The following is a 25,038-nucleotide window of genomic DNA, read 5'->3' as shown; positions in this document are numbered from 1 at the left end:
GGCGGGACTACACCGATGAGCTGTTGCCGCCCCTCCCCTTGAGCTTGGGCAGCGCCAGCTTGATCTCCTCCCGCAGTTGCTGGATCTTCGGGTACTCCGCGTACTCGGCGGTGAGCAGGTACATCTGGCGCAACCGGTCCCAGGTGCGGCGCGAGGAGTTCTGTCCCATCGGCATCAGGGCCAGGCGGGCGAACCGGTCCGCCTGCTCCGGGTCGTCGGCGATGAAGCACGCCGACGCCATCGACAGGAAGTCGAAGATCTTCGACCGCTGCTGTGCGTCGACCCGCAGGGCCAGCGCCTTGTCCGCGTAGTGCTGCGCGTGCGTCGCCGCGCCCGGCTCGTGCTCGGCGAGGGTGCGGTAGGCCAGGGCCTGCATGCCGTACAGGTCCGCCTCGTTGAACAGTTGCATCCAGTTCGGCGGCGGCACGTCGCCCTTGTCGGAGACGAACAGGTCCTCCGCCCGGCCGAGGGTGCGGCGCATCGCCTGGCCCTTGCCCATGGACGCCTGCGCCCAGGCCTCGATGGTGTGGAACATCGCCCGGGTGCGGGGCAGTACCTCCTCTCCGGAGCCGGTCTGGGCGAGCTTCAGCAGGTCCAGCGCGTCGTCGGGCCGGCCGAGGTGCACCATCTGGCGGGCCGCCCGGGAGAGCGCCTCGCCGGCCCGCGGCCGGTCGTCGCCCTCGCGCGCGGCGTGGGCGGCGATGACGAAGTACTTCTGGGCCGTGGGCTCCAGGCCGACGTCGTGCGACATCCAGCCCGCGAGGACGGCGAGGTCGGCGGCGACGCCCCACAGGCGCCGCCGCAGATGAGGAGGGTGATGGTAGGCGAGCATGCCGCCCACCTCGTTGAGCTGGCCCACCACCGCCTTGCGCTGGAGCCCGCCGCCGCGGGCCGCGTCCCAGGCCCGGAACACCTCGACCGAGCGCTCCAGTTCTTCGATCTCCTGGGACCCGATGGGGGCGGCCTCGTAGCGGTCGTACCCGGCGGGGTCGGCGTGCAGGGGGTCGTCGGGACGGGGAGCGTCGGCCGCCAGGGCCGGATCGGTGTGCAGCCAGTCGTGCATGGATCTGCTGAGTGCGGATCCCGCGGCGAGCGCGGCACCCGCGCCCACCAAGCCGCGTCGGTTGAGCATGAGGTCCATTCCCGTGAATTCGGTGAGGACCGCAGCGGTCCGCCCGGGCGCCCACGGCACGCCGTCGGGATGTTCAGCTCTCCCGCCGCCCCGCCGTTTCCCCGCACGCCCGTGCCGGACCAGACCGAGGTCCTCGATGGTCACGACACGGCCGAGACGCTCGGTGAACAGGGCCGCCAGCACCCGCGGCACCGGATCGCGCGGGATCTCTCCCGTGTCGATCCACCGCCGCACCCGTGAGGTGTCGGTCGCCAGCTGGGGGTGGCCCATGGCCGCCGCCTGCTTGTTGACCAGCCTCGCGAGCTCCCCCTTGGACCAGCCGGCCAGGCCGAACAGGTCCGCAAGGCGGGTGTTGGGTTGTCCGCTCACGTCAAGCCCCCAGGTTCTCGGCTGAGTTGACAGTAGCCCGGGGCGAGGTGCCGGGCGACTATTCGCCAGGGTTCGCCAGGGTGCGCCAGATGGTGTGCCACCGGCCAACCGGTGTCAGGTAGGAACGCGCCACCCCGACCCGGTCGCCTTCTCGATACGGCTGGTGCATTCCCCAGGGTGCACCCGGGCGGTCGGTTCGGGTGGCGCGATGACGTCGCAGGCACACGAAGGGATCTGTCTCGCCCATGTACGCAGCATCGTCCTCCGTGTCCGCCCCGCCCCGGCCGCTGCGTCCGCACCCTGCGGCTCCCGCCTCCCCCAGGCCGGGAGAGCCCTCCCTGCCGGGTGGCGGCGGCCCCTACCTCGCCCCCGCGCGCCCGGCGGCCCCCGCGCTCGGCGCGGGCCGGACGCGGCGCCCCGCGGGGCTCGGCACCCAACCGCTCAGCGGGAGACTCGACTTGTCCGGCCCCCAGGGCGCCCAGCTGCGCACGGCGATCGCCTCGGTGCACCGGATCTGCCCGGAGTTCGCTCCCGTGCAGGTGCTGCGGCGCAGCGGGCGGTCCGTGCTGCTGGTCGGCACCACGGGACGCAGTACGGCCGTCGCCAAGTGCTTACTGGACCACTCCCCGGCGTGGGCCGAGCGGATCCGCCACGAAATAGCGGCATACCGCTCGTTCGTCCGGCACCGCCCGCCGGTGCGGGCGCCCCGGCTGATCGCGGCGGACCCGGACAACTGCACCCTGGTGATCGAGCGAATGCCGGGGCGGGCGGCCGCCCTCCAGCGGCACCCGTCGGAGGCGCCGCCGCGCGCGGACATCCGGCAGGCGCTGAGCGCGATCTGCCGGCTGAACGCCTGGCGGCCCCCCACGGGCACGTTCGACGCGCCGCTGGACTACGCGGCCCGGCTCTCCCGGTACCACGAGCTCGGGCTGCTCACCGACCGTGACCTGGGCGACCTGCAGAAGCTGCTGCACGGCATCGCGCTCGCCGCGGGCCGGCAGGGCATGGGCCAGTTCTGCCACGGCGACGCGCTGCTGTCGAACATCCTGCTCTCACCCGCGGGACCGGTCCTGGTGGACTGGGAGCACGCGGGCTGGTACCTGCCGGGGTACGACCTGGCCACCCTGTGGTCGGTGCTCGGTGACGCCCCGGCGGCGCGGCGGCACATCAGCCAGATCGCCCAGTCCGCGGGGCCCGCCTCGCGGGACGCGTTCCTGGTCAACCTGATGCTCGTGCTGACCCGCGAGATCCGTACCTACGAGACGGCCGTGCAGCGTTCGATGCACGACACGACCCCGGCGGCACCGGGACCGGCCCATCCCGGTGCTGCGCCGTCCGGCGAGGAGCAGCGGCTGCTGTTACGGCGGCTGCACGACGACTGCCAGCTGGCCCGCCGGGCCGTGCGCGCGGCCGTCGGCACTCGCTGAAGGGGGATGACGGTCCGCGGTGCGCCGACGAGGGTGGCGCACCGCGGACCTCGTCGCGTCCGGGGCCGTCGCCATGGGGCCATTGGTGCACGCCACTGATGCCCCGCAGGCCCGCCGGACACCGCCACGCAACGCGCCGACCCCGCCCTGACCGGGGTAATCGCCTCCTGGGTTGCATGATTGACGGATCGTCGGAGAGCCGGTACCACTGCCACGCCCGGCCCCGCACGGCTCAGCGCGCCCCAACCGTCCCAGGAGGCTGCATTGCGAGGATCCGTCATCGACCACCGCCGGGCCGCCGGGCCCCGCCGCGCGCGCCGCACCGCCGGCGCCGTGGCCTCCGCCGCGCTGCTGCTGCCGCTGCTCGGCGCCGCCCCGTCGGGTGCCCGCGCGGACACCCCGCCGGACGGTCGGCTCCAACAGGCGTTCGAGCAGGCCGCCGCCGAGTACGACGTGCCGCAGAGTGTGCTGCTCGGCGTCTCCTATCTCCAGTCCCGCTGGGACGCGCACGGCGGCGCGCCGAGCGTGACCGGCGGCTACGGCCCGATGCACCTCACCGACGCCCGTACCGCGCTGGCCCGGACCCCGCATCACGGCGAGGGCACCGAGGACCCGCGCGGCGACGACGCCCGCCCGCCACTGCTGCCCACCGCCGGGCCGCCGCGCGCGGCGGAACTCCCGGCCCGGCTGAGGACCCTGATCCGGGCCGCCGAGCTGACCGGCATCGGCGCCGAGGAGCTGCGCACCGACCCCGGGGCCAACGTGGCGGGCGGCGCCGCGCTGCTCGCCGCCGCGCAGCGGGAGCTGGGCGAGCCGCCGAGCGACGACCCGGCGCGGTGGTACGGGGCGGTGGCCCGTTTCTCGGGCGCCGACGACACCGCGACGGCGGCGGCGTACGCCGACGACGTCTACGACGTGCTGCGCACCGGCCAGGAACGCCGCACGGACGCCGGCCAGCGGGTCACCCTGGCGGCGCGGCCCGGACTCGTCCCCGACACCGCCCAGTTGCGGCGCTCGGGGCTGCGTGAGGCGTCCGCCGCGGGCACCGAGTGTCCGGCGGCCGTCTCCTGCGAGTGGATCCCGGCACCGTACGAGGAGTTCGGCGAGGGCGACTACGGCAACCACGACCAGGGCGGGCGCCCGGCGGCGCAGAGCATCGAGTACATCGTCGTGCACGACACGGAGGGCACCTGGGAAGGCGTCCTCGACCTGGTGCAGGACCCGACGTACGTGTCCTGGCACTACTCGCTGCGTTCCACGGACGGCCACATCGCCCAGCACGTCAGGGCGGAGGACGTGGCCTGGCACGCGGGCAACTGGTACGTCAACGCCAAGTCGGTCGGGCTGGAGCACGAGGGTTTCCTGGCCTCGCCGGACGCCTGGTACACGGAGGCGATGTACCGCGCGTCGGCCCGGCTGGTGAAGTACCTGGCCAGGAAGTACGGCGTCCCGTTGGACCGGCGGCACATCCTCGGCCACGACACCGTGCCCGGTCCGACCACGGCGACGATCAGGGGCATGCACACCGACCCGGGTCCGTACTGGGACTGGCGGCACTACTTCACGCTGCTCGGGCGTCCGCTCGGCCCCACCGCCCGCCCGGGCGGCGGTGTGGTGACGATCCTGCCGGACTACGCCGCGAACCGGCCGGCGTACACGGGCTGCGTGACAAGCGGCGCGCCGTGCCCGGTGCACGGTTCGAGCGCGGTCAGGCTGTACTCCGGCCCCGGCGAGACGTACCCGCTGATCAAGGACGTGGGCCTGCGCCCGGGTGGCGAGGACTCGACGACGGACGTCAACGACATCGGCTCACGGGTCTCCACCGGCCAGCAGTACGCGGTCGCGGGGCGCCGGGGCGACTGGACGGCGATCTGGTACCTGGGCCGGCGGGCCTGGTTCCGCAACCCGGCGGAGGCACCCACCGCGGTGCCCGCGAAGGGCCTGGTCGTCACTCCGAGGGACGGTGTGGAGAGCGTGCCGGTGTACGGCCGCGCCTACCCGGAGGCGTCCGCCTACCCGGCGGGCGTGCCCGCCCAGCCGGTGTCCCCGCTGCCGTACCAGCTGCTCAAGGGGCAGCGGTACGTGGCCGGCGCCAAGGTGCCCGGCGAGTACTACTACGCGGTCACCTTCGCCGCCGACGGACACCGGGTGGTCGTGGGCGAGGAGCGGTACTACGAGATCCAGTTCGGCCACCGGGTCGCGTTCGTCCGGGCGGCCGACGTCACGGCGGTGCCGTCACCGTGACGCCATGACGGCTCAGCCCTGCTGGAACAGTTCCGCCGGGAGCGGCTTCAGCAGGGCGTACAGGTCGTCGGTGATGGGGCGGTCCCAGGCGGCGATGGTGACCAGGACGTTGTCGCTGCGGTCGAACTGCACGCAGGAGATCCGGCTCTCGGAGAGCTTCAGGCGGCGCACGATGAGGAGGTTGTCGCCCTGCATCACCGGCACGTCCTCGGTGCCGACCACCGTCACCTCCTCGTCGTTCTCCAGGGCCAGCAGCAGCTGGGCCACCTCGAACGGGACCTGCCCCTCGGGGACCTCGCGGGCCGGGGAGCCCTCGGGGAGATTGCCGATGATCATCGCGGGGCCGCGGCCGCCGAACAGGTCGTAGCGCAGGAAGACGCCCTGGCAGGTGCCGTCGGCGGCGGGCAGCAGGCCCGCGCCCAGGTTGCCGGGCCAGTCACCCGGGTCCATGGCCAGCACGTCGAAGTCGGGCCCGGCGGGGGTGGCACTGCGGCGGCGGAGGAACGACATGCCGCCATGGTACGTGCCCGCGGGCCGTCGGCGCCGGGTGGGCGGGCCCCGTCGGGCGACCGTGGCCGGGTCCCGGGAGGCACCCCTGGGAGTGGTTCCCGCCAGGAGTGCCTCCTGCGCCGTTCGTGGTGGCGGGCGACGCGGGCGCGGTTCCCGCGGGACGGTGTGCGCCACTCCTGGCGGGGGTGTTCCGTGAGGAAGTACCGCACACGGCGCGGTGCGTGGCAGGCGCGCAGCCGGTGGCGGGCTGGGCCGGTGAGGAAGGCGACGGTGGCGTGCGCGAGCAGCGCGGTGAGGTCGTCGTCGCCGTGCGCCGCCCGGTGCCGCGCCACGGGTTCGGCGTCGTCGGGCCAGAGCGGGACGGGGACCGTGGGGGTAAGGGCGGCCGCGGCGTCGAGGCAGGTCAGGGCTTCGGTGACGGGGGCGGACAGGACGCGTCGGCGGGGCTCGGGGCGGCGGCGCGGACGGCGGCGAGGGCTGCGGCGTCCGCGGTACAGGTGCCGGTGCCGGGGTGGGAGCGCACCCGTGCGGTGAGCCCCGCGGGGCCGGTCAGGTCGTCGGCGACGCCGCCGTGCCCGTCCTGCCGGACGGTCGGGGCGAGGCCGGGCGCGCGCCGTGCGTCCCTGCCGGCCGAGTCCCGCGTGACCCCGGCGACGGGGTCACGGGCGGCCATCGGCGCGTCTCACTCCTCCGGCGGCGCGGGCGGCACCACCGCCACCGGGCTCGCCGCGTGCAGCAGGACGGCGTGGGTGACCGAGCCCATCATGCGGGCGGGCGCGAGCAGGCGGCGGCGGTGGCGGCCGACGACCACCAGGTCGGCGTCCTGCGAGTGCGCGACCAACTGGGCGGCGGCGTCTCCGGGTGCCACGTACGCCTCCGCCCGGACGCCGGGGTGGCGCCGGCGGTGCGGGGTGAGGAAGCCTTCCGCGAGGGCCCGGCACTCGCTCTCGACGGCGCCCTGGTCGATGCCGGTCGGCAGCAGCTCGCCCGTGGAGCCCGCCCAGAGCTGCACCGGCCACGGGTAGGCGGCCACCACCCGGAGGCGGGCGTCGCGCCGCCCGGCCTCCGCGAAGGCGAAGGTGAGGGCGGCGTCGTCCGGGCCGTCCACGTTGAGGCCGACGACCACCCGGGGGCCCGGTTCCTGCGGCGGGGCGTCGTCGACCTCGCGGCCGGGCCGGGGCACCACGACGACCGGGCACTCGGCGTCCCGGGCCGCGGCGAGGCCGTTGGAGCCGAGCAGGAGCCTGGCGAAACCGCCGCGCCCCCGGGAGCCGAGCACCAACAGCTGTGCTGCGGCTCCCAGTTCGGGCAGTACGGCGGCCGGGGTGCCCTCCGGGCCGAGGTAGTCCACGGCCAGTCCCCCGGCACGCTCGGCGAGGTACGTGCGGGCCCGGCCGAGCACCGGATCGTCCTCCGGCTCCGGCAGCCGGGCGACCTCCGTACCGGCGGGCACCCGGACGGCGTACTGCCGCACATGCACCACGCGCAGCGGCGCGCCGCGCCCGCGGGCGGCGTCGAGGGCCCAGTCCAGGGCCCGCAGACTGTCGTCCGAGCCGTCGAACGCGGCGATGACCGGCAGGGTGCTCATGTCCCTCACCTCCGGAAGTGGCGACCGGCCGCATCCCGGGCACAGCCTCGCCCGGGCCTGCGTCCCGGGAGGACCCACAGGATCGCATGTCCGGGAAATCGGGCGGAACGTCCCCGGATCGGCCCGTCCGCCCGGTTCACCCGAGCGGCCTCAGGTCAGGTCGAACTCGCCCTCCCGGGCGCCCGACACGAACGCGCCCCACTCGGCGGGGGTGAAGATCAGGGAGGGGCTCTCCGGGCGGCCGCTGTTGCGCATGGCGATGAAGCCCTCGACAAAGGCGATCTGCACATCCCCCAGGCCGCGGCTGCTGGACTGCCACTCGGCGTTGCTCAGGTCCAGTTCCGGCTTGTCCCAGCCCATGAGCGGCTGCTGCTGGATGGTGGTCTCGGCCACGTCCGTGCTCCTCCCGACTCGTCGTCCGCGGCCAGCCTAGCGATCGGCCCCCGGAGCCGACAGGCCACATGAGGGGGACCTTTCCGGCGTCCGGCGGCGGCGTTCCCCGGTGTCGCGCGGCGGGGGCGGGAGCCGCCCCCGCCGGACGCGCCGGCACGGACCACGCGCCCTTCCCGATCGCGGCGAGGAAGTCCGCGACGCGCCCCGCGAACCGCCGGGGGCCGTCCACCCACGGAGAGCGCCCCGCGCCCGGCTGGACGGCGACCTCGGCGTTCGGGAAGACCTCGGCGGCGCGGCGGGCGCACATCCCCGTCGGTACGCTCAACCGCTCCTGCTCGCCATGACGTGGGAAGGCACGATGCGTATCCGCCCGGGACGGTTCCCCCTCATGGCCGTCGCCCTGCTCACCGCGCGCGGGCGCCGCCGACGGTGCCGCCCGGCGGCCGTCCCGGGCCTCACCGCGCGCCGGCGGTGCACCACCGACCGGCTGTACGTCGGCCGCGGGGCGTACCTCGACGGCCCGCGCGTCGAGGCGGACGGCACCGTCCTGTGGGACGAGGCGCGGCCGGCCGGCGCGGCGCGGATCGCGGCGGTGGGCCGGACGGCCTCGGCCGGCTGACCGGCCCGCGCCGCAGTCGGGTCACCGGGGTGGGGCGCCGCCCTGAAGCACCGCCATCGCCGCGTTGTGCCCCGGCACCCCGCTCACCCCGCCGCCGCGCACGGCGCCCGCCCCGCACAGCAGCACGTTGGCGTGCCGGGTCTCGACGCCCCAGCGGCCGGTGCCCTCCTGGGCGTAGGGCCAGGACAGCTCGCGGTGGAAGATGTTGCCGCCGGGCAGCCGCAGGTCGCGTTCCAGGTCCAGCGGCGTCTTCGCCTCGATGCAGGGCCGTCCCTCGGCGTCGGTGGCCAGGCAGTCGGCGAGGGGTTCGGCGAGGTGGGTGTCGAGCTGGGCGAGGACCGCTTTCAGCAGGGCGTCGCGGACGGCGTCGTTGTCCCGCGCGAAGAGCCGGGCCGGGGTGTGCAGGCCGAACAGGGTGAGCGTCTGGTAGCCGCGCTCGACCAGGCCGGGGGCGAGGATCGACGGGTCGGTCAGGGAGTGGCAGTAGATCTCGGACGGCGGGGCGGCGGGCAGGTCGCCGGCGGCGGCCTGGGCGTAGGCGGTGGCCAGGTGCCGGTACCCCTCGGCGACGTGGAAGGTGCCGGCGAACGCCTCGCGCGGGTCGACGGCGGGGTCGCGCGGCCTCGGCAGCCGCGTGAGCAGCATGTTGACCTTGAGCTGGGCGCCCTCGGCGGGGACGGGCGGTGGGTCGCCGGTGAGGGCGGCCAGCTCCCGCGGGGACGCGCCCACCAGGACGTGCCGGGCGGCGGCGACGCCCTCGCCGTCGTGCGTGCGGTAGGCGACCTCGGCGGTGCGGCCGTCGGTGTCGATCCGCAGGGCCTCGTGGCCGGTGGCGAGGACGGCGCCCGCCTCCCGGGCGGCGGCGGCCAGCGCGCCGGTCAGGGCGCCCATGCCGCCGACCGGGACGTCCCAGGCGCCGGTGCCGCCGCCGATCACGTGGTAGAGGAAGCACCGGTTCTGCCGCAGGTCCTCGTCGTGCGCGTCGGCGAACGTGCCGATCAGCGCGTCGGTCAGGACCACGCCGCGGACCAGGTCGTCGGCGAAGTGCTCCTCGACGGCGACCCCGATCGGCTGCTCGAACAGCAGCCGCCAGGCTTCCTCGTCGTCGACGCGCCGGCGCAGTTCGTCGCGGGTGGGCAGCGGCTCGGTCAGCGTGGGGAACACGCGCTCGGCGACCCGGCCCGTCATGCCGTGGAAGCGCTGCCAGGCCGCGTACTCGCGGTCGCCGCCGGTCAGCCGGGCGAAGGCCTCCCGGGTGCGCCGCTCGCCACCGCCGACGAGCAGTCCGGTGGGCCGTCCGGCGCGTTCGGCGGGGGTGTACGAGGAGATGGTGCGGGTGCGCAGGCGGAAGTCCAGGCCGAGGTCGCGGACGATCTTCCGCGGCAGCAGGCTGACCAGGTAGGAGTAGCGGGAGAGGCGGGCGTCGACGCCGGGGAAGGGGCGCGTGGAGACGGCGGCGCCGCCGGTGTGGTCCAGCCGTTCCAGCACCAGGACCGAGCGGCCGGCGCGGGCCAGGTAGGCGGCGGCGACCAGGCCGTTGTGGCCGCCGCCGACGACGACGGCGTCGTAGGCACGGGATCCCTCGGGTGCGGGCATGGTCCTTGGTAGCACGCGGTGATCCGCCTCGGCCAGAGCGGGCCCGGGCCGGTCAGGTCCCGTGCGGGTCGCGCGGCCGGCGGGGCTCGCCGACCCCGCCGGAGGGCTCCCCCGCCGCCCGGCCGCCGCCGAGCCGCTCCCGGCAGTGGGCCTCGTCGTCGCGGGCGGCGAGGGTGTCGGGATGGGCGGCGCCGAGGGCGCGTTCGCGGGCGTCGGCGACCGTGCGGTACTCGGTGAGCGCGTCGGCCCAGCGGCCCAGCCGGCCCAGGCCGACGGCGACCTCGCGGCGGCTGACCAGGGTGTCGGGGTGATCGGGGCCGAGCACCCGCTCCCGGACCGCGCACACGTCACGCGCCTCGGCGAGCGCCTCCTCCCAGCGGCCGAGGCGGCCGAGGTTGACGCCCAGGCCGTGCCGGGCGCGCAGGGTCTCGGGGTGGCCGGGGCCGAGCACGCGGGCGCGGTCGCCGACCAGGCCGCGGTAGAGCGTCACCGCCTCCGCGCCGCGGCCGAGCCGGCCGAGGCCGATGCCGATCTCGTGGCGGGCGGCGAGCGTGTCGGGGTGGTCGGGGCCCAGCACCCGGGCGCGGGCCTCCGCGACCGCGCGGTAGGTGTCCAGCGCCTCCTGCCAGCGGCCCAACTGGCCCAGCGCGTAGCCGACCTCGCAGCGGGTGACCAGGGTGTCGGGGTGATCGGGGCCGAGCACCCGGGCGCGCGCCTCGGCCACCTCGCGGGCCATCCGGTACGAGTCGTCCAGGCGGCCGAGCCTGCCGAGGGTGAAGGCGAGGTTGTGGCGGCAGCGCAGCGTGTCGGGGTGGTCGGGACCCATGGCGCGTTCCCGCACGGCGAGCACCGACGTGTACACCTGGTGCGCCTCCGCGGTCCGTCCCAGCTGCCCGAGCACGTACGCCGTCTCCTGCCGGGCGGCGAGGGTGTCCGGGTGCTCGGCGCCGAGCACCCGCTCGCGGACCCGGGCGACGTGCGTGTACGCGCGCAGGGCGTCGGCCGCGCGGCCGGTGCGGCTGAGGGCGAAGGCGGCCTCGTAGCGGCTGGCGAGGGTGTCGGGGTGATCGGGGCCGAGCAGTTGCTCGCGGTCGGCGGCGACCGCGCGGTGCACCTCGCCCGCCTCGGCCCAGCGGCCGAGCGCGCCCAGGCTGAGGCCGGCGTTGTGGCGCCCGGCGAGGGCGGTCAGCGCGTCGTCGGGCGGGGTGGGCGGGGTGTCCGGCGCCGGCAGGGGGGTGGGGGCGGTGGCCGGGCGGGTCCAGTCGCCGGTGAGGCCGGCGTCGGTGACCGGCGGCGGGGTGCGCGGCTCGGCACCGGCCGCCCGGTGGCCGGCGGTCATGCCGTGGGTCCAGGACGGCAGGCGCGCCTCGCGCGCGGCCGGTCCGGCGCTGAGCACGGTCGGCGGGTACGCCGGGACGGGCCGGGCCGCGCCGATCCTGCGGCCGACCTCGGCGGCGTCGCTCGGGCGTTGCCCGGGCAGCTTGGCGAGCAGGTCGAGGATGACCTGCTCCAGGTGGGCGGGCAGGTCGGCGCGGTGGGTGCGCGGCGGCTCGGGCGGGGTGTCGCGGTGGCCGACCAGGACGGCCCAGGCGTCGCCCAGGTCGAACGGCGGCACGCCGGTGGCGAGCTCGTAGAGCACGCAGCCCAGCGAGTACAGGTCGCTGCGCAGGTCGACCTTGCCGCCGCCGATCTGCTCCGGCGACATGTAGTGCGGGGTGCCCATGGCCACGCCGGTGCCGGTCAGCCGGGAGGTGAGGCCCATGTCGGCGAGGCGGGCGATGCCGAAGTCGCAGATCTTCACCGTGCCGTCGGTCAGCCGCACGATGTTGGCCGGTTTCAGGTCCCGGTGCACGATGCCCTGGCGGTGGGTGTAGGCGAGGGCGTCGCAGACCTGCTCGGCGATGTCGACCAGGTCGGGGAGCGGCAGCGGACGGTGCTGGGTGTCGTCCAGCACCTGGCTGAGGTTGCGGCCCTCCAGCAGCTCCATCACCAGGAACAGTACCCCGTCCGACTCGCCGAAGTCGTGGACCACGGTCACCCCGCGGTGCTGTAGCGCGGCGGCCACCCGGGCCTCGCGGCGAAACCTTTCTCGCAGCACCCGGGTGAAGGACTGGTCGTGATGCGGGCCGAGGGGTCTGAGCCACTTCACGGCGACCTGCCGGCCGAGCGACTCGTCGCGGGCCCGCCAGACCTCGCCCATGCCGCCGCGCCCGATCAGGTCCAGCAGCCGGTACCGGCCCTGGATCAGTCTCGTCTCCCCCATCGCCTGCCGTCGCCCCCGTCGCTCCGAGCCCCACCCACCCCTGGCTCGTCCAGTATGGCGACCCGGAGTTCGGATGCGCACGGCCCCTCGGCCGACGGCTGGATGCCCGCCGGTCCGGGGCGGCCGGCGCAGGCGCGGGGCGGGGCCGCGCCCGGCCACGGCGGCCGGCCGGAGGGCGGGGGCCGAGCAGCGCCACGGCGGCCGGCCGCAGGGCCGGGGCCCGAGCCGGGCACCCAGGTGACCGACAGGAAGGGCGGAGGGGCCGAGGCGAGGCCCGGTGATGATCGGCAGGAAGGGCGGAGGGGCCGGGCCATGGCGACCGGCGGCACGGCGCGGTGGGGGCGGGCGCGGCCACGGCGGCCGACGGAAGCGTGGCCGGATCTGGCCGGCCAGGGCGGGCGGCGGAGAGGGCCGGGGGAAAGGCGGAGGCGACCGGGTCCGGGCCGGCGGCGCGGCCGGGCGCAGGGCCGCGGCGGTCCGGCGCGCGGGCTTGCGGGGGCGGCTCAGTTCAGCGTGCTCAGGAATTCCGTGCAGGCCCGGGCGCAGGCGCGGCAGGACGCCGCGGCGTCCTCGGCGCCGGGGCGGCCGTCGAAGACATGGGCGGACTCCAGGCACACGGTGCGGCACCACTCCAGCTGGACCCGCAGCCCGTCCTCGTCGACGAGGGTCTGTTCGGACAGCATCCGGCAGGTCGCGTCGCAGACCTCCGCGCACATGATCCCCTTGCGGCGCAGAAGCTCCTGTCCCTCCGTCCCGTCCGGGTCCACCAGGCCGGCGCGCAGCGCACACACCCGCGCGCACTCCGTGCACGCCTGCGCACAGGCGAACCGGTCTTCCAGGAACCGGAAGACCTCCTGCTGCGAAGTCGTCGAAGTCACACTGCGCGGGTCCCCACCGCGGGCACCGGCAAACGCCGGGCCCGAAGGGTACGGCCCGTTTTCCGCCATCGCCCGCGGGCACCCGGGGACACCCGGAGAACGAGGGAGGCGGGTGAGATGCCCGGACGAAGGGAGGTGGGTGAGGTGCCCGGACGAGAGGAACTTCCCTCCACCGTGGAGCGCTCCTCCCCGCAGGCCCAGCGGACCTGGATCAAGGCGCACGACTCGGCGGTCGAGCAGTACGGCGAGGGCGAGCGGGCGCATCGCGTGGCCTACGGGGCGCTGAAGCACACGCACGAGAAGGTCGGCGACCACTGGGAGCGCAAGGAGGGCGGCCGCAAGGGCCCCTCGGACCCGCGGTCGGCGCGGCCGCGCGGTCAGGGCGGGCGCAGCGGTGAGGGCGTCGATGAGCACGCCTCGAAACGGCATCTGTACGACCTCGCCAGGCGGCTGGGGATCGAGGGGCGGTCCCGGATGTCGAAGACGGAGCTGCTCGACGCGATCCGCAAGGCCAACCGGTCCCGGACGCGCGCCGCCCGGTCGTAGTGACCGGATCCTTTCCGTGTCACGCCCGACCGGGCTGCCCGGTCACCCGCGAGCGCGCTTCCGTGTCACTCCCGATTGAGGGGGTATTCGTCTTATATGTCCGATATGAACATCGCAGCGATGCAGCTGGCCGCGCCGAGCGGACTGCTCGTCCTCGGGCTGTTCGCGGTGGCGATCGCCGTCTTCGCGATACTGGCGGGCAGCTTCTGGCTCGGCTCCCGCATCAAGGTCCGCGAGTCGCCGCGCCCGCGGCCCGAGGAGCAGCCGCACCTGCCGCCGGACGGCGCGGTGCACGAGATCCGGCAGAACCGGGAGCCCGACGAGGTGCCCAGGATTCCCAAGGGCGGCCGTCCGCTCACCCCGTACGAGCTGACCAACATGCAGACCCGGCCCAGCACGTCGAAGGACCGGCCCCGCTGGGGCAAGGGCACGACCGGATCGTTCGGCGGCGGCGGGCTCGGCGCGCACTGAGCGCCGCCCCGGCAGCACGGACGCACAGCACAGACGGAGGGAAGGGACATCATGGCGGACGCCGGCCGCAGCGGCCTGCCCCTGCCCGACTACGACCACCTGCCGATCGGCGGTCTGGAAGCCCGGGTGCGGTCACTCACCGCGGAGGAGGTCGAGGAGCTCCTCGCGTACGAGCGCACGCACGCCGACCGGCTGCCGGCGACCGAGCTGCTCACCGCCCGGCTGGAGCAGCTCAAGGCGGGCGCGGAGCCGACCTCCGGCGATCCGTCCGCGCTCCGTCCCGAGCAGGGCGCGGCGGACCGGGGCGGCTCCCCGGTGTCGCCCGCGACGTCGCCGCAGCCCGCCGGCCCGCCGCCGCACGGGACGCCGGACCAGCGGGGGAAACCGAAGGGTGACCGCTTCTAGACCGATCTGGACCTGATCTGGACCCGATCTGGACCTGATCTGGATTCGGTCTGGACCTGATCTGGACCCGAGCTGGACTGACGGGACTCTTTCCGGGCAGACAGGGCTGTGCAGACAGGGCTCTGCCCGGGCCGACAGGGCTCAGCGGCCGGGGTACCGGACTTCCGGCCCCCGGCCGCTGAGCCCTGTCACGGCAGGACCCGGCCGTCGTCCAGCTGCTCGATGCGGGCCACGTTCGCCCGGTCCTCGGCGTCCTCCCCGGGCTCCCCGGCGAACCAGGCGTCGAGGATCTCCCTGAGCACCGGCGCGGAGGTCAGCCGCAGACTCAGCGCCAGCACGTTGGCGTCGTTCCAGCGGCGGGCGCCGTCGGCCGTGCAGGCGTCCGTGCACAGGGCCGCCCGGACGCCGGGCACCTTGTTCGCGGCGATCGACGCGCCGGTGCCGGTCCAGCAGCACACCACCGCCATCGCCGAGGTCCCGTCCGCCACGTCGCGGGCGGCCGCCACCGAGCACGCCGCCCACTGGGGGTCGTCACCGGAGCGCAGCGCGCCGTGGGTGAGCACCTCGTGGCCGCGCTCGCGCAGTTCCGTGACGAGCAGGCGGGCGACGGGTTCGGCCGTGTCCGAGGAGACGGAGATCCGCATGACGGCGAGCCTACGGCAGCTTCGGGCTCAGGTGGAGGCCTGGCCGCAGCCACTGCCGGGCGGCACCGCGCGCGGCGGGGGGGCACTCCCCGGTGCGGCCGGCGGCGGTCCGGACCAGGCCGTCGAGCCGGGCCCGGTGGCCGTTGAGCACCGGGTCCGGACGCTGCCGGGCCAGGGCGGCGGCGGGCCGGCCGGTCCGGGTCTGCCGGGTGAGCCCGCGCACCCGGCCGGCGAGCAGGTCCTCCACCCGCCGGGCCCGCCGTCCCGCCGCGCCGTCCGGGCCCGCCGTCCCGCCGCGCCGTCCGGGGCAGCCGGCCCGAAACGCCCGCCGCTGGACGGCGTGAAGCCGAAGGTGCCGAAGGCGAAGCGGACCCCCTCACTCCGGCAGCACCAGCCGCCCCGTCTCCCCCGGCTCCAGCCGCACCGCCCGGTCCGGCAGCCGTACGTCGATGGCGGTCTCGTCGGACGACGGCACGGTGATCTCCAGGCGCCCGTGGCGCAGGCGGAGGCGGACGCCCCAGTTGCCCTGGTAGCGCAGGGAGAAGCCGTACGAGGACAGCTCCGGCAGCGGGACCGGGTCCAGCCACAGGGCGCCCTCGCGGGTCTCCAGGCCGGTCAGTCCGCGCTGGACGAGGTCGAGGGTGCCGGCCATGGCGCCGAGGTGGATGCCCTCGCCGGTGGTGCCGCCCTGGACGTCGGCGATGTCGCCGCGCAGCGCCTCCTGCACGAACTGCCAGGCCTCGGCGCGCCGGGCCCGGGTGAGGATCCAGCCGTGCACCAGGCCGCTGAGGGTGGAGCCGTGGCTGGTGCGGTGCAGGTAGTAGTCGACGGTGCGGTGCCAGGTCTCGTCGTTCAGCCGCAGCCCCAGCCGGGCGAACAGGCCCTGGAGCTCGGCCGGTGAGAACAGGTAGCCGAGCATCAGCACGTCGGCCTGCTTGGACGCCTGGTAGCGGTTGACGGTGTCGCCCTCGGCCTCCAGGATCCGGTCCAGCCGGCGGATGTCGCCGTACTCCTGCCGGTAGCGGTGCCAGTCGAGTTCGGCGAGGTCGCCGTAGCCGTCGAACTGGCTGATGACGCCTTGGTGGAAGGGCACGTGCAGGGTGCGGGAGACCTCCTCCCAGTGGCCGAGTTCGTCGTCGTCCAGGCCGGTGCGCTCGGCGAGTTCGCGCCGCCGCGGCTCGGGCAGGCCGTTGATCAGCTCCAGGGTGCGGGTGAGCACCCAGGAAGCGGTGACGTTGGTGTAGGCGTTGTCGTCCAGGCCGGGCTGCCGGGCGCCGGGGTAGGCGTCGTGGTACTCGTCGGGGCCGACCACGCCCCGGATGCGGTACCGGCCGAGCGTCTGGTCGTACCCGGCGGCGTCGGCCCAGAAGCGGGCGATCTGGAGCAGCATCTCGGCGGCCTTGGTGTGCCGGAACTCGGTGTCGCCGCTGGCCTCGCAGTACTGCCACACGTTGTACGCGATCGCCGAGCCGACGTGGTGCTGGAGGTGGGAGTGGTCCGCCAGCCAGCGGCCCGAGCGCGGATTGAGGTGCAGCTGCTGGGTCTCCTCACGGCCGTCGCTGCCGCTCTGCCAGGGGTACATCGCGCCCCGGCGGCCGGCGTGCAGGGCTGCGGTGCAGGCCTGTTCGAGGCGGCGGTGGCGGTAGCGCAGCAGGGCCCGGGAGACCTCGGGGAAGTGCAGATTGAGGAAGGGCAGCACGAACAGCTCGTCCCAGAATACGTGGCCGCGGTAGGCCTCGCCGTGCAGTCCGCGGGCGGGCACCCCGACGTCGAGGTCGGCGGTGTGCGGGGAGAGCGTCTGCAGCACGTGGAAGAGGTGCAGCCGCAGGATGCTGCCGGCCTCGCCGGCGACGTCGAGGTCGGCGCGGCGCCACAGCTGGGCCCAGGCGGTGCGGTGGCCGCGCAGCAGCTCGTCGAAGCCGGGGGCGCGGCCGACACGCGCGACGGCGGCGTGCAGCGGGTCGCTGATCGCGGGGTCGCGCGAGGTGTGCAGGGCGACGGTCTTGTCGACGGTGGCGGTGCGGCCGGGCGCCAGGTGCAGCCGGATCCGCTGGGTGGTACGGGGACGGGCGTGCCGGACGGTGACGGGCGCGTCGGCGGTGAGGCGGGAGGCCATGCCGACGCGGATGTCGGAGGTGCGGGTACGGCAGCGCAGCCACACCGTGTCGTGTTCGGCGGTTCCCGCGTGCTCGTGGGTGAGGTGCCGGCCGTCCAGGTCCCGGTAGCGCGCCACGCCGGCGTTGGTGACGCCGCCGTCGAGGGCCGCCTCGACGTGCAGTTCGCCGGTGAAGCCGTCGGCGGTGAAGTCGGTGCGCAGCGCCGCCAGGTGCGGGTCGGCCATGTGCACCAGCCGCTGCTGGCGGACGGTCAGCGCCCGCCCGTCGCCCAGCCCGTAGCAGGTGAGCCGCTCCAGCACGCCCGAGGACAGGTGCAGCACCTGGCGGTGTTCGAGGACGGGGGCGGTGTCCGGGGTGAGCCAGGGGCGCCCGCGCAACCGGAAGCGCAGCGACAGCCAGTTGGGCAGGTTGACCATGTCTTCGTTCTCGACCATGCGTCCGGCCACGTCGGAGGTGAGCCGGTTGTAGCAGCCGGCCACATAGGTCCCCGGGTAGTGCACATCGTCGGCCGAGCACTCCGGCAGTGCGCCGCGGGTGGCGAAGTAGCCGTTGCCGAGCGCGCACAGCGACTCGCGCAGCCGCTCGTCGGCCGGCTCGTAGCCCTCGTACTCCCAGGTCCAGCCCATCACCTCGGTGCTCCTCCCGCAGCGGGCGGCCCGCCGGGACGCGGTCCGGCCGTCTCGGCGCCGTGCGGAAGCAGTGTCTCCCCGACGCCCCGCCGGGTGGCGCGGCCCACGCCGGTGACGGACGGGTACCCCGCGCGGGAGACGCTCCTACGGGGCCGGGGGCGCCGCGCCGGCCGGGTCGGGGCGCAGCACCGTGACCCGGCGGAAGTTGCACCCGCCGGGCGTGGCGGGCTCGGCGGGGGGCCCGGCCTGGTGCGCCTGGAGGGCGACGCTCACCAGGCTCAGCAGCAGGTCGACGTCCGTGTCGCAGTCGAGGTGGACGGTCACCCACCGGGAGCCGGGCACCAGCCGGATCGCCGTGGAGACGCTGAGGTCCTGGGCGATCCGGCGGATGGCCCGGCGGGTCAGGTGCAGGTCCACGTCGCGGGCCGAGTGGAAGTGGGCTATCTCGCTGCGGGCGGTGCGAACTGCCCGCCCCGTGCCGCAACTGGCCGGTCCCGCCGTGAGGTCGGGCCAGACTGCGAGTCGCTCCAGGGCGCGCTGGGCCAGAGTCATGTGTCCATCGTCACCGCATCACCCCACCGATACCAGTGGTTGAACATTTCGTAACCCAGGTGTGAGGAACCCTCGGGCGGGCAACCGCTGTGCCCGGCGGGCCCGGCGGGCCGCCGCCGGGGCGCTCGGATGGGCCTCGACGTACGGCACGGCGACGGTCCCGGCCTCGCCGTCGACGAAGGCGGGCTGCACGTCCGCCTCGAAGACCACTCCCCCGTTCTCGACGGCGAGGCCGACGCCGGCGAAGGGCGGTCCCACCGGCGCGGTGGCCGCGATCGCCGGCCGGGCGAGGCGCGGCGGCAGGCCGGGCGGGGCGATCGGGACGGGCGGGGCGCCCCGGCAGGTGGTGCAGGGGGTGTCCGGCTCGGACTGGAGGTGCTCACGGGCGTGGATCACGCGGCCGCCGAGGACGAAGACGCGGAACTGGTGGCGTGCGCCGTCGGCGGTGACGTCGCCCGCGTCCCGGGACAGCAGCCAGTCGGTGCCGCGCGGAGCCGTCTCCTGTCCCCGGTCACCGCGCGCCGTCCGCCCCCTCGTGTGCGCCGTGCGGCGACCGGGGCCGCCCGGTCACCGCAGGGCGCACCGGAGTCGGGACTACCGGCCGGCCGTACCGGCGCGTGCGCCGAGCGGGGCTCGGACGTCTTCCCTCCGGGCGACGCACAGGGCCCAGATGATGAACCCGGAGAAGGCGATCATCAGCACCGACCACACCGGGTAGTAGGGCAGGGAGAGGAAGTTGGCGATGACGATGAGCCCGGCGATCACCACGCCGCCGACCCGTGCCCACGTCGCCCCCTGGAACAGCCCGACGCTGACGAGCACGGCGACCGCGCCGAGGACGAGATGGGCCCAGCCCCACCCGGTGAGGTCGAACCGGAACACGTAGTCGGGTGTGGTGACGAAGACATCGTCCTGGGCGATCGCCATGATGCCGCGCAGGATGCCGAGAATGCCGGCGAGCATCAGCATGATGGCGCCGAAGACCATCAGGTCCGCGGCCCACTCGCGCCGCGCGGTGTGCCTCTGGGGCTGGGGTGTGGCGGTCATGTCTGCCTCGTTTCCGTGTCCTTGTGTGCGGTGGCGGCCGTCGGCCGGTGGTGCGGGTTCAGCCGGCGGCGCCGGAGCGGGCCGACGGGCCGTAGTCGCTCAGGACCAGGGCCTTGGCCCGCTGGAACTCCTCGTCCGTGATGTCGCCGCGGGCGCGGATCTCGGACAGCTTGGCGAGTTCGTCGGCGCTGCTGGTGGGCCGGCCGCCGGCCGCCGTCTCCCGGACGTAGCTGTCGAAGGCCTCCTGCCGCGCCCGGGCGTGGGACACCTCCCTGTGGCCCATGCCCTTGCCGCGGGCGATGAGGTAGACGAAGACGCCGAGGAACGGCAGCACGATGACGAACACCAGCCATCCGGTCTTGCCCCAGCCGCTGAGGGTGTCGTCGCGGAAGATGTCGCCGATGATGCGGAAGAGCAGGATGAACCACATGATCCACAGAAAGAACCAGAGCAGGGTCCAGAACATGCTCAGCAGCGGAAAGTCGTAGGCGAGGTAGGTCCCAGTACTCATCTTCGTCTCCTGTCGTCTCCGTGCGCGGCGGCGCCCGGCAGGTGTTCCCCGCTGCTCTCAGGCTGCGCACGCTCGTGCGGTACGGCCTCACCCGGCGGGGGTGAGACGGCCGTCGGGGCCGGGCTCACGGCGCGGCCCCGCCGGGTCCGGCCGGCCGTCCGGCTTCGCGGGGCGCGGACCCGCCGGCCGCCGCGAGCACGGCCAGCACGACGAGGACCGCGAGGACCAGGCCGAGGACCAGGGCGACGGCCGCGACCGTGGGGTGGTTCCACAACACGAGGGCGAGGGCACCGCCGGCGATGACGACGCCGGTGGTCCCCGGCCGGCGCGCCGCCAGCCAGCGTCCGGCCGCGCCGGTGCGCAGCCCCAGGCGCCGCAGCCCGTGGCCGGCCGCGGTGGTGCCGCTCGCCGCGAGGCCCCGTACCCCGCGGGCCGCGCGCCCGGGTCCGTACAGGTAGGCGGCCAGGGCGACGACGACGGCGACCACGAGCAGGGTGCGCGTGCTGTCGCGCAGGAAGCGGACCAGGGTGTCGTAGATCGCCGTGGCGGCGTCGGGGGGCAGGGTCGACGCGGGGACGGCGTCCAGGTAGAACCGGCGCGCCACGGCCAGCGCGATCAGCAGCAGCACCATCATCAATGCCGCGCCCAGGGCCGTGACCAGCAGCATCACGCGGTGCCCCGGGGCGGTCCAGACGGCCAGCGCGGCCAGCACGACGGTGAGGACCGGCAGCCACGTGCCGAGGACGTCCAGCAGCCGCAGGCCGGCCTGCGCCTCGGGCAGCGCGTCGCTCTCGAACAGGGTGATCTGCCGGTCCGGGGCGGGGATGACCGACGCCTTCTCGAAGCCCGCGTCGACCAGTCGCTGCTTGACCTCGTCGACGACGGTGCCGAGATCCAGGACGACCTTGTCCTGCTCGGCGCGCACGGCTCCGCCCTGGCTGCCGGTGAGCACGTTCACCACCGCCGTGTGGGCGCGCCGGTTGGCCGCCACCCACGCATCCTCGAAGGCGTCGCTGGTGACCACCCGCTGCACCACGCGGTGCACGGCGTCGGTGACGGCGGCGCGCAGCGGCCCGGTGAGCGCGTCGGCGCGGTCCGCGACGGCGGGCGGTGCCCCGGCGTCCGCGAGTGCCTCGCCCAGCCACCTCGTCACCGCCTCGACGTCCACGTTGGCCACGACGCGGTCGGTCAGGCGGTCGGTGACGGCCGCCTGCACCGCCGGGTCCGAGCCCAGCGGCGCCACGGTCTGCACGTACCGGTCGGTGTCGGTGACCTCGTCGTCCACCCAGGCCGCCACCACGGCGAGCGGGGACAGCAGCAGCGCGACCAGGAGCAGAACCGACGCGCCGACGGAGCGCGCCGTGCGGTGGCGCACGGCGGCGGCGTGGCGCAGCCGGCGGTACTCGGCGTGCTCCTCGGGGGTGACGACGACCTGGTCGTCCGCACCGCCGCCGGACGGCGGCGGTGCGGGGGTCTGGGTCGGGGCCATGGGGTCTCCGTAAGTTGTTGGGTGGCCCGGGAGGGCGCGGCGGTGCTCCGTGGCAGGGCCGGCTGCCGGGGATCTCACGCCGCCGCGGGCGGGCCCGCCCGGCCGTCTCCGGGCGCCCGGCGCGAGGCGGCCCGCCAGGCGAAGGCGACCGCGAGTTCGACCAGCCCGAGCAGCACCAGCCACAGGCCGAGCAGCCGGGTCAGGGCGAGGGCGGACTCGGCCGGCAGGGCCAGCACGACGACGCCGGCCACGACGCCGAGCGCCCCGGCGCCGAACACGACGCCCCGGTGGGGCAGGGCCTCGGCGGCGACGGCCGCGTAGGCGGTCAGCATGCCGGTGACGAGCCAGACGATCCCGACGATCAGCGACAGCGCGGCGATCGTCTGCAGCGGGTTCCGCAGGCACAGCACCCCGGCCAGCACGTACAGCACGGCCAGCAGCAGCCCCGGCAGCCGTTCCCCGCGCTCCTGGGCGAAGACGGCGACGAACCGGAAGCCCCCGGTCACCAGCAGGTACAGCCCGATGACCACGGCCAGCACGTGCAGCGTGCCCGCCGGCCACACCAGCACGACGACGCCCGGCACGAGCGTCGCCAGCGCCGAGCCCAGCAGCCACGTCCACGAGCCGCCCAGCCGTCCCAGCAGTTCCGCGGGGTCGCCCGGCGGCGCGGGGCGCGCTCCCCCGGACGAGGGGTTCGGTGCTTCCTGTGGTGTCGGACCACCCGGAACGGTCATGGCTCCTCCTGGCGCGGCCCGTCCGGGGCGGGTGCGGACCGCTGACGCGGACGGTGTGCGGTGCCCACCGGGCCAGCGTCGTGCCCGGCCGCCCGCCCGCGGATCACCCACGACGGGTGATCCGCGGGCGCCGCGGGAGCGCTGAGGTGATCCTGGAGGCGGTGCACCGGTCACCGGCGGAACGGAGCGAGGATGAGCACGCGGTCGCGTCCCGGTCGGCGGGTGGCGGCCGCGGCGTTCGCGCGGGGCACCGTCATCGCGGCCGGACTGGTGGCGGGCTACTACCTGCTGCCCATGGAGCGCGTCACGGCGGAGACCGTGGTGTGGCTGGTGTGCGGCCTGCTGGCGGTCGTGGCGGTGTTCGCCTGGGAGGTCCGCACGGTCATCCGCTCGGCCCATCCGCGGCTGAAGGCCGTCGAGGCGCTGGCCGCGACCGTGCCGCTGTACGTGCTGCTCTTCGCCAGCGCCTACTACCTGCTGGGCCACTCGTTCCCGAGCGCCTTCAGCGAGCACCTGACCAGGACGGACGCGCTGTACTTCGCCCTCACCACCTTCAGCACCGTGGGGTACGGCGACATCACCGCCCGCTCCCAGGCCGGCCGGGTGCTGGCCATGCTCCAGATGGCCGGCGGGCTGCTGCTGGTGGGCGTCGCGGCGCGGGTGCTGGCGGGCGCGGTGCGGGAGGGGCTGAGGCAGCGCGGCCGTACCACGGACGACACGGGCGGAGGGTGACCATGACCACGACGGACGCGTTGCCGGCCTCCCTGACCGTGGCCGAGCGGATGGCGTACGGCCGGAGGGCGCGGGCCCGTGCCTCGCGCTCCTGTCACGGCTGGTTCGAGCCGGACCGGCAGCGGACCGATCCGGTCGACGTGCTGGAGCTCCAGTCCGCCACCCGGCTCCCGGAGCTGGTGCCCATCCGCTACGGCCGGATGCTGGAGTCGCCGTTCCGCTTCTACCGCGGCGCGGCGGCGATCATGGCCATGGACCTCGGCCCGCTGCCCAGCACCGGGCTGACCGTGCAGCTGTGCGGGGACGCCCACCTGCTGAACTTCCGGCTGCTGGCCTCCCCCGAGCGGCGGCTCGTGTTCGACATCAACGACTTCGACGAGACGCTGGCCGGGCCGTTCGAGTGGGATGTGAAACGCCTGGCGGCCAGCTTCGTCGTCGCCGGGCGGGCCAACGGGTTCACCGCCCGGGAGCAGGACCGGGCGGTGGAGGCGTGCGTGCGGGCCTACCGGAAGCGGATGCGGGCGTTCGCCGGGATGAGCACGCTGGACGTGTGGTACGCGCAGGACGACGCCGACCGGCTGCGCGAGCTTCTCGCCGCCTCGCTGGACCGCCAGGCCCGGCGGCGCACCGCCCGGGCCGCGGCGAGGGCCCGCACACGCACCCACCTCCAGGCCTTCGAGCAGCTCACCCGGGCCACGGCCGAGGGCCGGCGGATCACCCCCGACCCGCCGCTCGTCGTCCCGCTGCGCGATCTGCGGGACGGCACCGGGGACGAGGACCGGGCCGGGGAGCTGAGCGCGCTGCTGGACGCCTACGCCCGCAGTCTGTCCTCGGAGCGCCGCCATCTGCTGCACCGGTACCGGCTGGTGGACCTGGCCCGCAAGGTGGTGGGCGTGGGCAGTGTCGGCACGCGCTGCTGGATCGCGCTGCTGCTCGGCCGGGACGACGACGATCCGCTGCTGCTGCAGGCCAAGGAGGCGCAGGAGTCGGTGCTCGCCCCGTACACGGGGGGCGTGCGGTACGGCAACCAGGGCCGCCGGGTGGTGTCCGGGCAGCGCCTCATCCAGACGTCCAGCGACATCTTCCTCGGGTGGACGCACACGATCGGCCTCGACGGGCAGGGCCGGGACTTCTACGTCCGCCAGCTGCGCGACTGGAAGGGGATCGCCCGTCCGGACACCATGGATCCGGGCCTGCTGGCGCTGTTCGGCGAGCTGTGCGGCGGGTCGCTGGCCCGGGCCCACGCGCGCTCCGGCGACCCCGTCGCCATCGCCGCCTACCTGGGTGGCAGTGCCCGCTTCGACCGGGCGCTCACCGAGTTCGCCCGGTCCTACGCCGACCGCAACGAGCGGGACTTCGAGGCGCTGCGGGCCGCCGCCCGGTCCGGCCGGGTCACGGCGGAGGGCGGCTGAGCGGACCGGGGCGAGCCTGCTGGCGCTGTTCGGCGAGCTGTGCGGCGGGTCGCTGGCCCGGGCCCACGCGCGCTCCGGCGACCCCGTCGCCATCGCCGCCTACCTGGGTGGCAGTGCCCGCTTCGACCGGGCGCTCACCGAGTTCGCCCGGTCCTACGCCGACCGCAACGAGCGGGACTTCGAGGCGCTGCGGGCCGCCGCCCGGTCCGGCCGGGTCACGGCGGAGGGCGGCTGAGCGGACCGGGGCGGGCCTGCCGACCGGGGCGGGCCTGCCGACCGAGACGGCTGTGTCATCGCGGCGGGTGTGACCTTGCGAGACGGGTGTGACCTTGACAGACCGGTATGACCTGACAGACCGGTGTGACCTTCGAGACGGCTGTGCCGACCGAGACGGCTGTGCCGACCGAGGCCGCCGTGCCCACCGAGGCGGCGTACCGACCGAGACCGCCGGCCGTGCCCACCGGGACGGCCGAGCGTGCTCACTCCGCCAGCCGGCGCATCTCCACCACGGTGAGCCCCAGCGCCTGGAACCGGGCCAGCAGCCCGTACAGGTGGGCCTCGTCCACCACCGGGCCGTAGAAGACCGTCTGACCGGACATCACCACGTACTCCAGCTCCGGGAAGGTGTCGGTCAGCGTCTCCGACACCTGCCCGTCGACGCGGATCTCATAGCGCATGGTCTGCTCTCCCGCGGGGGGACTTCCATCGGGCCGCCTGCGACCACCCTGCG

General features: G+C 75.2%; 25 protein-coding genes and 2 pseudogenes. 9 read left to right on the top strand and 18 right to left on the bottom strand.

Annotated elements, in window-relative coordinates:
- Window positions 1-7 precede the first annotated feature (7 nt).
- Window positions 8-1,501 carry a DNA-binding protein NsdB gene (locus tag ACFF45_RS14945; protein ID WP_381346487.1) on the bottom strand — a complete coding sequence of 498 codons (1,494 nt, stop codon included), beginning with the start codon at window positions 1,499-1,501 and terminating at the stop codon, window positions 8-10.
- 245 nt (window positions 1,502-1,746) lie between these two features.
- On the opposite strand from ACFF45_RS14945, the gene ACFF45_RS14940 reads away from it, so the two are divergent.
- Together ACFF45_RS14940 and ACFF45_RS14935 are read left to right on the top strand one after the other, a co-directional pair.
- Window positions 1,747-2,928: an aminoglycoside phosphotransferase family protein gene (locus ACFF45_RS14940; protein WP_381346486.1), complete on the top strand. Its 1,182-nt coding sequence runs from the start codon at window positions 1,747-1,749 to the stop codon at window positions 2,926-2,928.
- A gap of 264 nt (window positions 2,929-3,192) precedes the next feature.
- A complete protein-coding gene (locus ACFF45_RS14935; protein WP_381346484.1) occupies window positions 3,193-5,172 on the top strand; it encodes an N-acetylmuramoyl-L-alanine amidase in 1,980 nt (659 codons plus the stop codon).
- A gap of 12 nt (window positions 5,173-5,184) precedes the next feature.
- Here the strand turns inward: ACFF45_RS14935 and ACFF45_RS14930 are convergent, their stop codons facing one another.
- The 4 genes from ACFF45_RS14930 to ACFF45_RS14915 form a co-directional block, all read right to left on the bottom strand.
- Entirely contained in the window at window positions 5,185-5,682 is a 498-nt protein-coding gene (locus ACFF45_RS14930) for a hypothetical protein (protein WP_381346483.1), read from the bottom strand.
- Between the two features lie 403 nt (window positions 5,683-6,085).
- Window positions 6,086-6,355: a hypothetical protein gene (locus tag ACFF45_RS14925; RefSeq protein ID WP_381346481.1), complete on the bottom strand. Its 270-nt coding sequence runs from the start codon at window positions 6,353-6,355 to the stop codon at window positions 6,086-6,088.
- 9 nt (window positions 6,356-6,364) lie between these two features.
- On the bottom strand, window positions 6,365-7,270 hold the full coding sequence (locus ACFF45_RS14920; protein ID WP_381346479.1) for a universal stress protein: 906 nt from the start codon (window positions 7,268-7,270) through the stop codon (window positions 6,365-6,367).
- Window positions 7,271-7,420: 150 nt separating this feature from the next.
- Window positions 7,421-7,663, bottom strand: a complete 243-nt coding sequence (locus ACFF45_RS14915; protein ID WP_171115929.1) for a DUF397 domain-containing protein — start codon at window positions 7,661-7,663, stop codon at window positions 7,421-7,423.
- A gap of 439 nt (window positions 7,664-8,102) precedes the next feature.
- Here ACFF45_RS14915 and ACFF45_RS14910 point away from each other — a divergent pair.
- A pseudogene (locus ACFF45_RS14910) lies at window positions 8,103-8,282 on the top strand (serine hydrolase); the annotation flags it as partial.
- A 21-nt stretch (window positions 8,283-8,303) separates the two neighbouring features.
- On the opposite strand, the gene ACFF45_RS14905 reads toward ACFF45_RS14910, so the two are convergent.
- The 3 genes from ACFF45_RS14905 to ACFF45_RS14895 all read right to left on the bottom strand — a co-directional run bounded on the left by ACFF45_RS14905 (window position 8,304) and on the right by ACFF45_RS14895 (window position 13,019).
- Window positions 8,304-9,878, bottom strand: coding sequence for a phytoene desaturase family protein (locus ACFF45_RS14905; protein ID WP_381346478.1), 1,575 nt, complete (start codon window positions 9,876-9,878; stop codon window positions 8,304-8,306).
- A gap of 52 nt (window positions 9,879-9,930) precedes the next feature.
- Window positions 9,931-12,141, bottom strand: coding sequence for a serine/threonine-protein kinase (locus tag ACFF45_RS14900; protein WP_381346476.1), 2,211 nt, complete (start codon window positions 12,139-12,141; stop codon window positions 9,931-9,933).
- A 503-nt stretch (window positions 12,142-12,644) separates the two neighbouring features.
- Window positions 12,645-13,019: a four-helix bundle copper-binding protein gene (locus ACFF45_RS14895; RefSeq protein WP_381346474.1), complete on the bottom strand. Its 375-nt coding sequence runs from the start codon at window positions 13,017-13,019 to the stop codon at window positions 12,645-12,647.
- 144 nt (window positions 13,020-13,163) lie between these two features.
- On the opposite strand from ACFF45_RS14895, the gene ACFF45_RS14890 reads away from it, so the two are divergent.
- The 3 genes from ACFF45_RS14890 to ACFF45_RS14880 all read left to right on the top strand — a co-directional run bounded on the left by ACFF45_RS14890 (window position 13,164) and on the right by ACFF45_RS14880 (window position 14,441).
- The gene (locus tag ACFF45_RS14890; protein WP_381346550.1) at window positions 13,164-13,565 is read left to right on the top strand and encodes a ChaB family protein; all 402 of its coding nucleotides are present in this window, start codon (window positions 13,164-13,166) and stop codon (window positions 13,563-13,565) included.
- A 105-nt stretch (window positions 13,566-13,670) separates the two neighbouring features.
- Window positions 13,671-14,036, top strand: coding sequence for a DUF6479 family protein (locus ACFF45_RS14885; protein ID WP_381346472.1), 366 nt, complete (start codon window positions 13,671-13,673; stop codon window positions 14,034-14,036).
- A gap of 51 nt (window positions 14,037-14,087) precedes the next feature.
- Window positions 14,088-14,441 (top strand): DUF8129 domain-containing protein, encoded by a 354-nt coding sequence (locus ACFF45_RS14880; RefSeq protein ID WP_381346470.1) that lies wholly within the window; start codon window positions 14,088-14,090, stop codon window positions 14,439-14,441.
- Window positions 14,442-14,629: 188 nt separating this feature from the next.
- On the opposite strand, the gene ACFF45_RS14875 is transcribed toward ACFF45_RS14880, so the two are convergent.
- The 9 genes from ACFF45_RS14875 to ACFF45_RS14835 form a co-directional block, all read right to left on the bottom strand.
- Complete coding sequence (locus ACFF45_RS14875; RefSeq protein ID WP_381346468.1) at window positions 14,630-15,085, bottom strand: RpiB/LacA/LacB family sugar-phosphate isomerase; 456 nt, start codon at window positions 15,083-15,085, stop codon at window positions 14,630-14,632.
- A 10-nt stretch (window positions 15,086-15,095) separates the two neighbouring features.
- Window positions 15,096-15,332, bottom strand: a complete 237-nt coding sequence (locus ACFF45_RS14870; protein ID WP_381346466.1) for a hypothetical protein — start codon at window positions 15,330-15,332, stop codon at window positions 15,096-15,098.
- 129 nt (window positions 15,333-15,461) lie between these two features.
- Complete coding sequence (locus tag ACFF45_RS14865) at window positions 15,462-17,828, bottom strand: glycoside hydrolase family 65 protein (protein WP_381346465.1); 2,367 nt, start codon at window positions 17,826-17,828, stop codon at window positions 15,462-15,464.
- 147 nt (window positions 17,829-17,975) lie between these two features.
- Entirely contained in the window at window positions 17,976-18,383 is a 408-nt protein-coding gene (locus tag ACFF45_RS14860) for a luciferase domain-containing protein (RefSeq protein WP_381346463.1), read from the bottom strand.
- Window positions 18,384-18,401: 18 nt separating this feature from the next.
- Window positions 18,402-18,779, bottom strand: a complete 378-nt coding sequence (locus ACFF45_RS14855) for a hypothetical protein (protein WP_381346461.1) — start codon at window positions 18,777-18,779, stop codon at window positions 18,402-18,404.
- A 198-nt stretch (window positions 18,780-18,977) separates the two neighbouring features.
- Window positions 18,978-19,430 carry a DUF7144 family membrane protein gene (locus tag ACFF45_RS14850; RefSeq protein ID WP_381346459.1) on the bottom strand — a complete coding sequence of 151 codons (453 nt, stop codon included), beginning with the start codon at window positions 19,428-19,430 and terminating at the stop codon, window positions 18,978-18,980.
- A gap of 58 nt (window positions 19,431-19,488) precedes the next feature.
- Window positions 19,489-19,941 (bottom strand): SHOCT domain-containing protein, encoded by a 453-nt coding sequence (locus ACFF45_RS14845; RefSeq protein WP_381346457.1) that lies wholly within the window; start codon window positions 19,939-19,941, stop codon window positions 19,489-19,491.
- A 124-nt stretch (window positions 19,942-20,065) separates the two neighbouring features.
- Entirely contained in the window at window positions 20,066-21,430 is a 1,365-nt protein-coding gene (locus ACFF45_RS14840; RefSeq protein ID WP_381346455.1) for a hypothetical protein, read from the bottom strand.
- A 74-nt stretch (window positions 21,431-21,504) separates the two neighbouring features.
- Window positions 21,505-22,164 carry an HdeD family acid-resistance protein gene (locus tag ACFF45_RS14835; RefSeq protein ID WP_381346453.1) on the bottom strand — a complete coding sequence of 220 codons (660 nt, stop codon included), beginning with the start codon at window positions 22,162-22,164 and terminating at the stop codon, window positions 21,505-21,507.
- A gap of 192 nt (window positions 22,165-22,356) precedes the next feature.
- Here ACFF45_RS14835 and ACFF45_RS14830 point away from each other — a divergent pair, with 192 nt between their 5' ends.
- The 3 genes and pseudogenes from ACFF45_RS14830 to ACFF45_RS14820 all read left to right on the top strand — a co-directional run.
- On the top strand, window positions 22,357-22,896 hold the full coding sequence (locus ACFF45_RS14830; protein WP_381346451.1) for a potassium channel family protein: 540 nt from the start codon (window positions 22,357-22,359) through the stop codon (window positions 22,894-22,896).
- A 2-nt stretch (window positions 22,897-22,898) separates the two neighbouring features.
- Window positions 22,899-24,308, top strand: a complete 1,410-nt coding sequence (locus ACFF45_RS14825) for a DUF2252 domain-containing protein (protein ID WP_381346449.1) — start codon at window positions 22,899-22,901, stop codon at window positions 24,306-24,308.
- A 16-nt stretch (window positions 24,309-24,324) separates the two neighbouring features.
- Window positions 24,325-24,543, top strand: a pseudogene (locus ACFF45_RS14820) (DUF2252 family protein); the annotation flags it as partial.
- A 244-nt stretch (window positions 24,544-24,787) separates the two neighbouring features.
- Here the strand turns inward: ACFF45_RS14820 and ACFF45_RS14815 are convergent.
- The gene (locus ACFF45_RS14815) at window positions 24,788-24,985 is read right to left on the bottom strand and encodes a DUF8691 family protein (protein ID WP_381346447.1); all 198 of its coding nucleotides are present in this window, start codon (window positions 24,983-24,985) and stop codon (window positions 24,788-24,790) included.
- Between the last annotated feature and the right edge of the window lie 53 nt (window positions 24,986-25,038).

Origin of the sequence: Streptomyces cinereospinus, from assembly GCF_042430725.1 — a bacterium.
In the GTDB taxonomy this organism is placed as follows: Bacteria; Actinomycetota; Actinomycetes; order Streptomycetales; family Streptomycetaceae; genus Streptomyces; species Streptomyces cinereospinus.
This window is presented reverse-complemented; position numbering and strand designations above follow the sequence as displayed.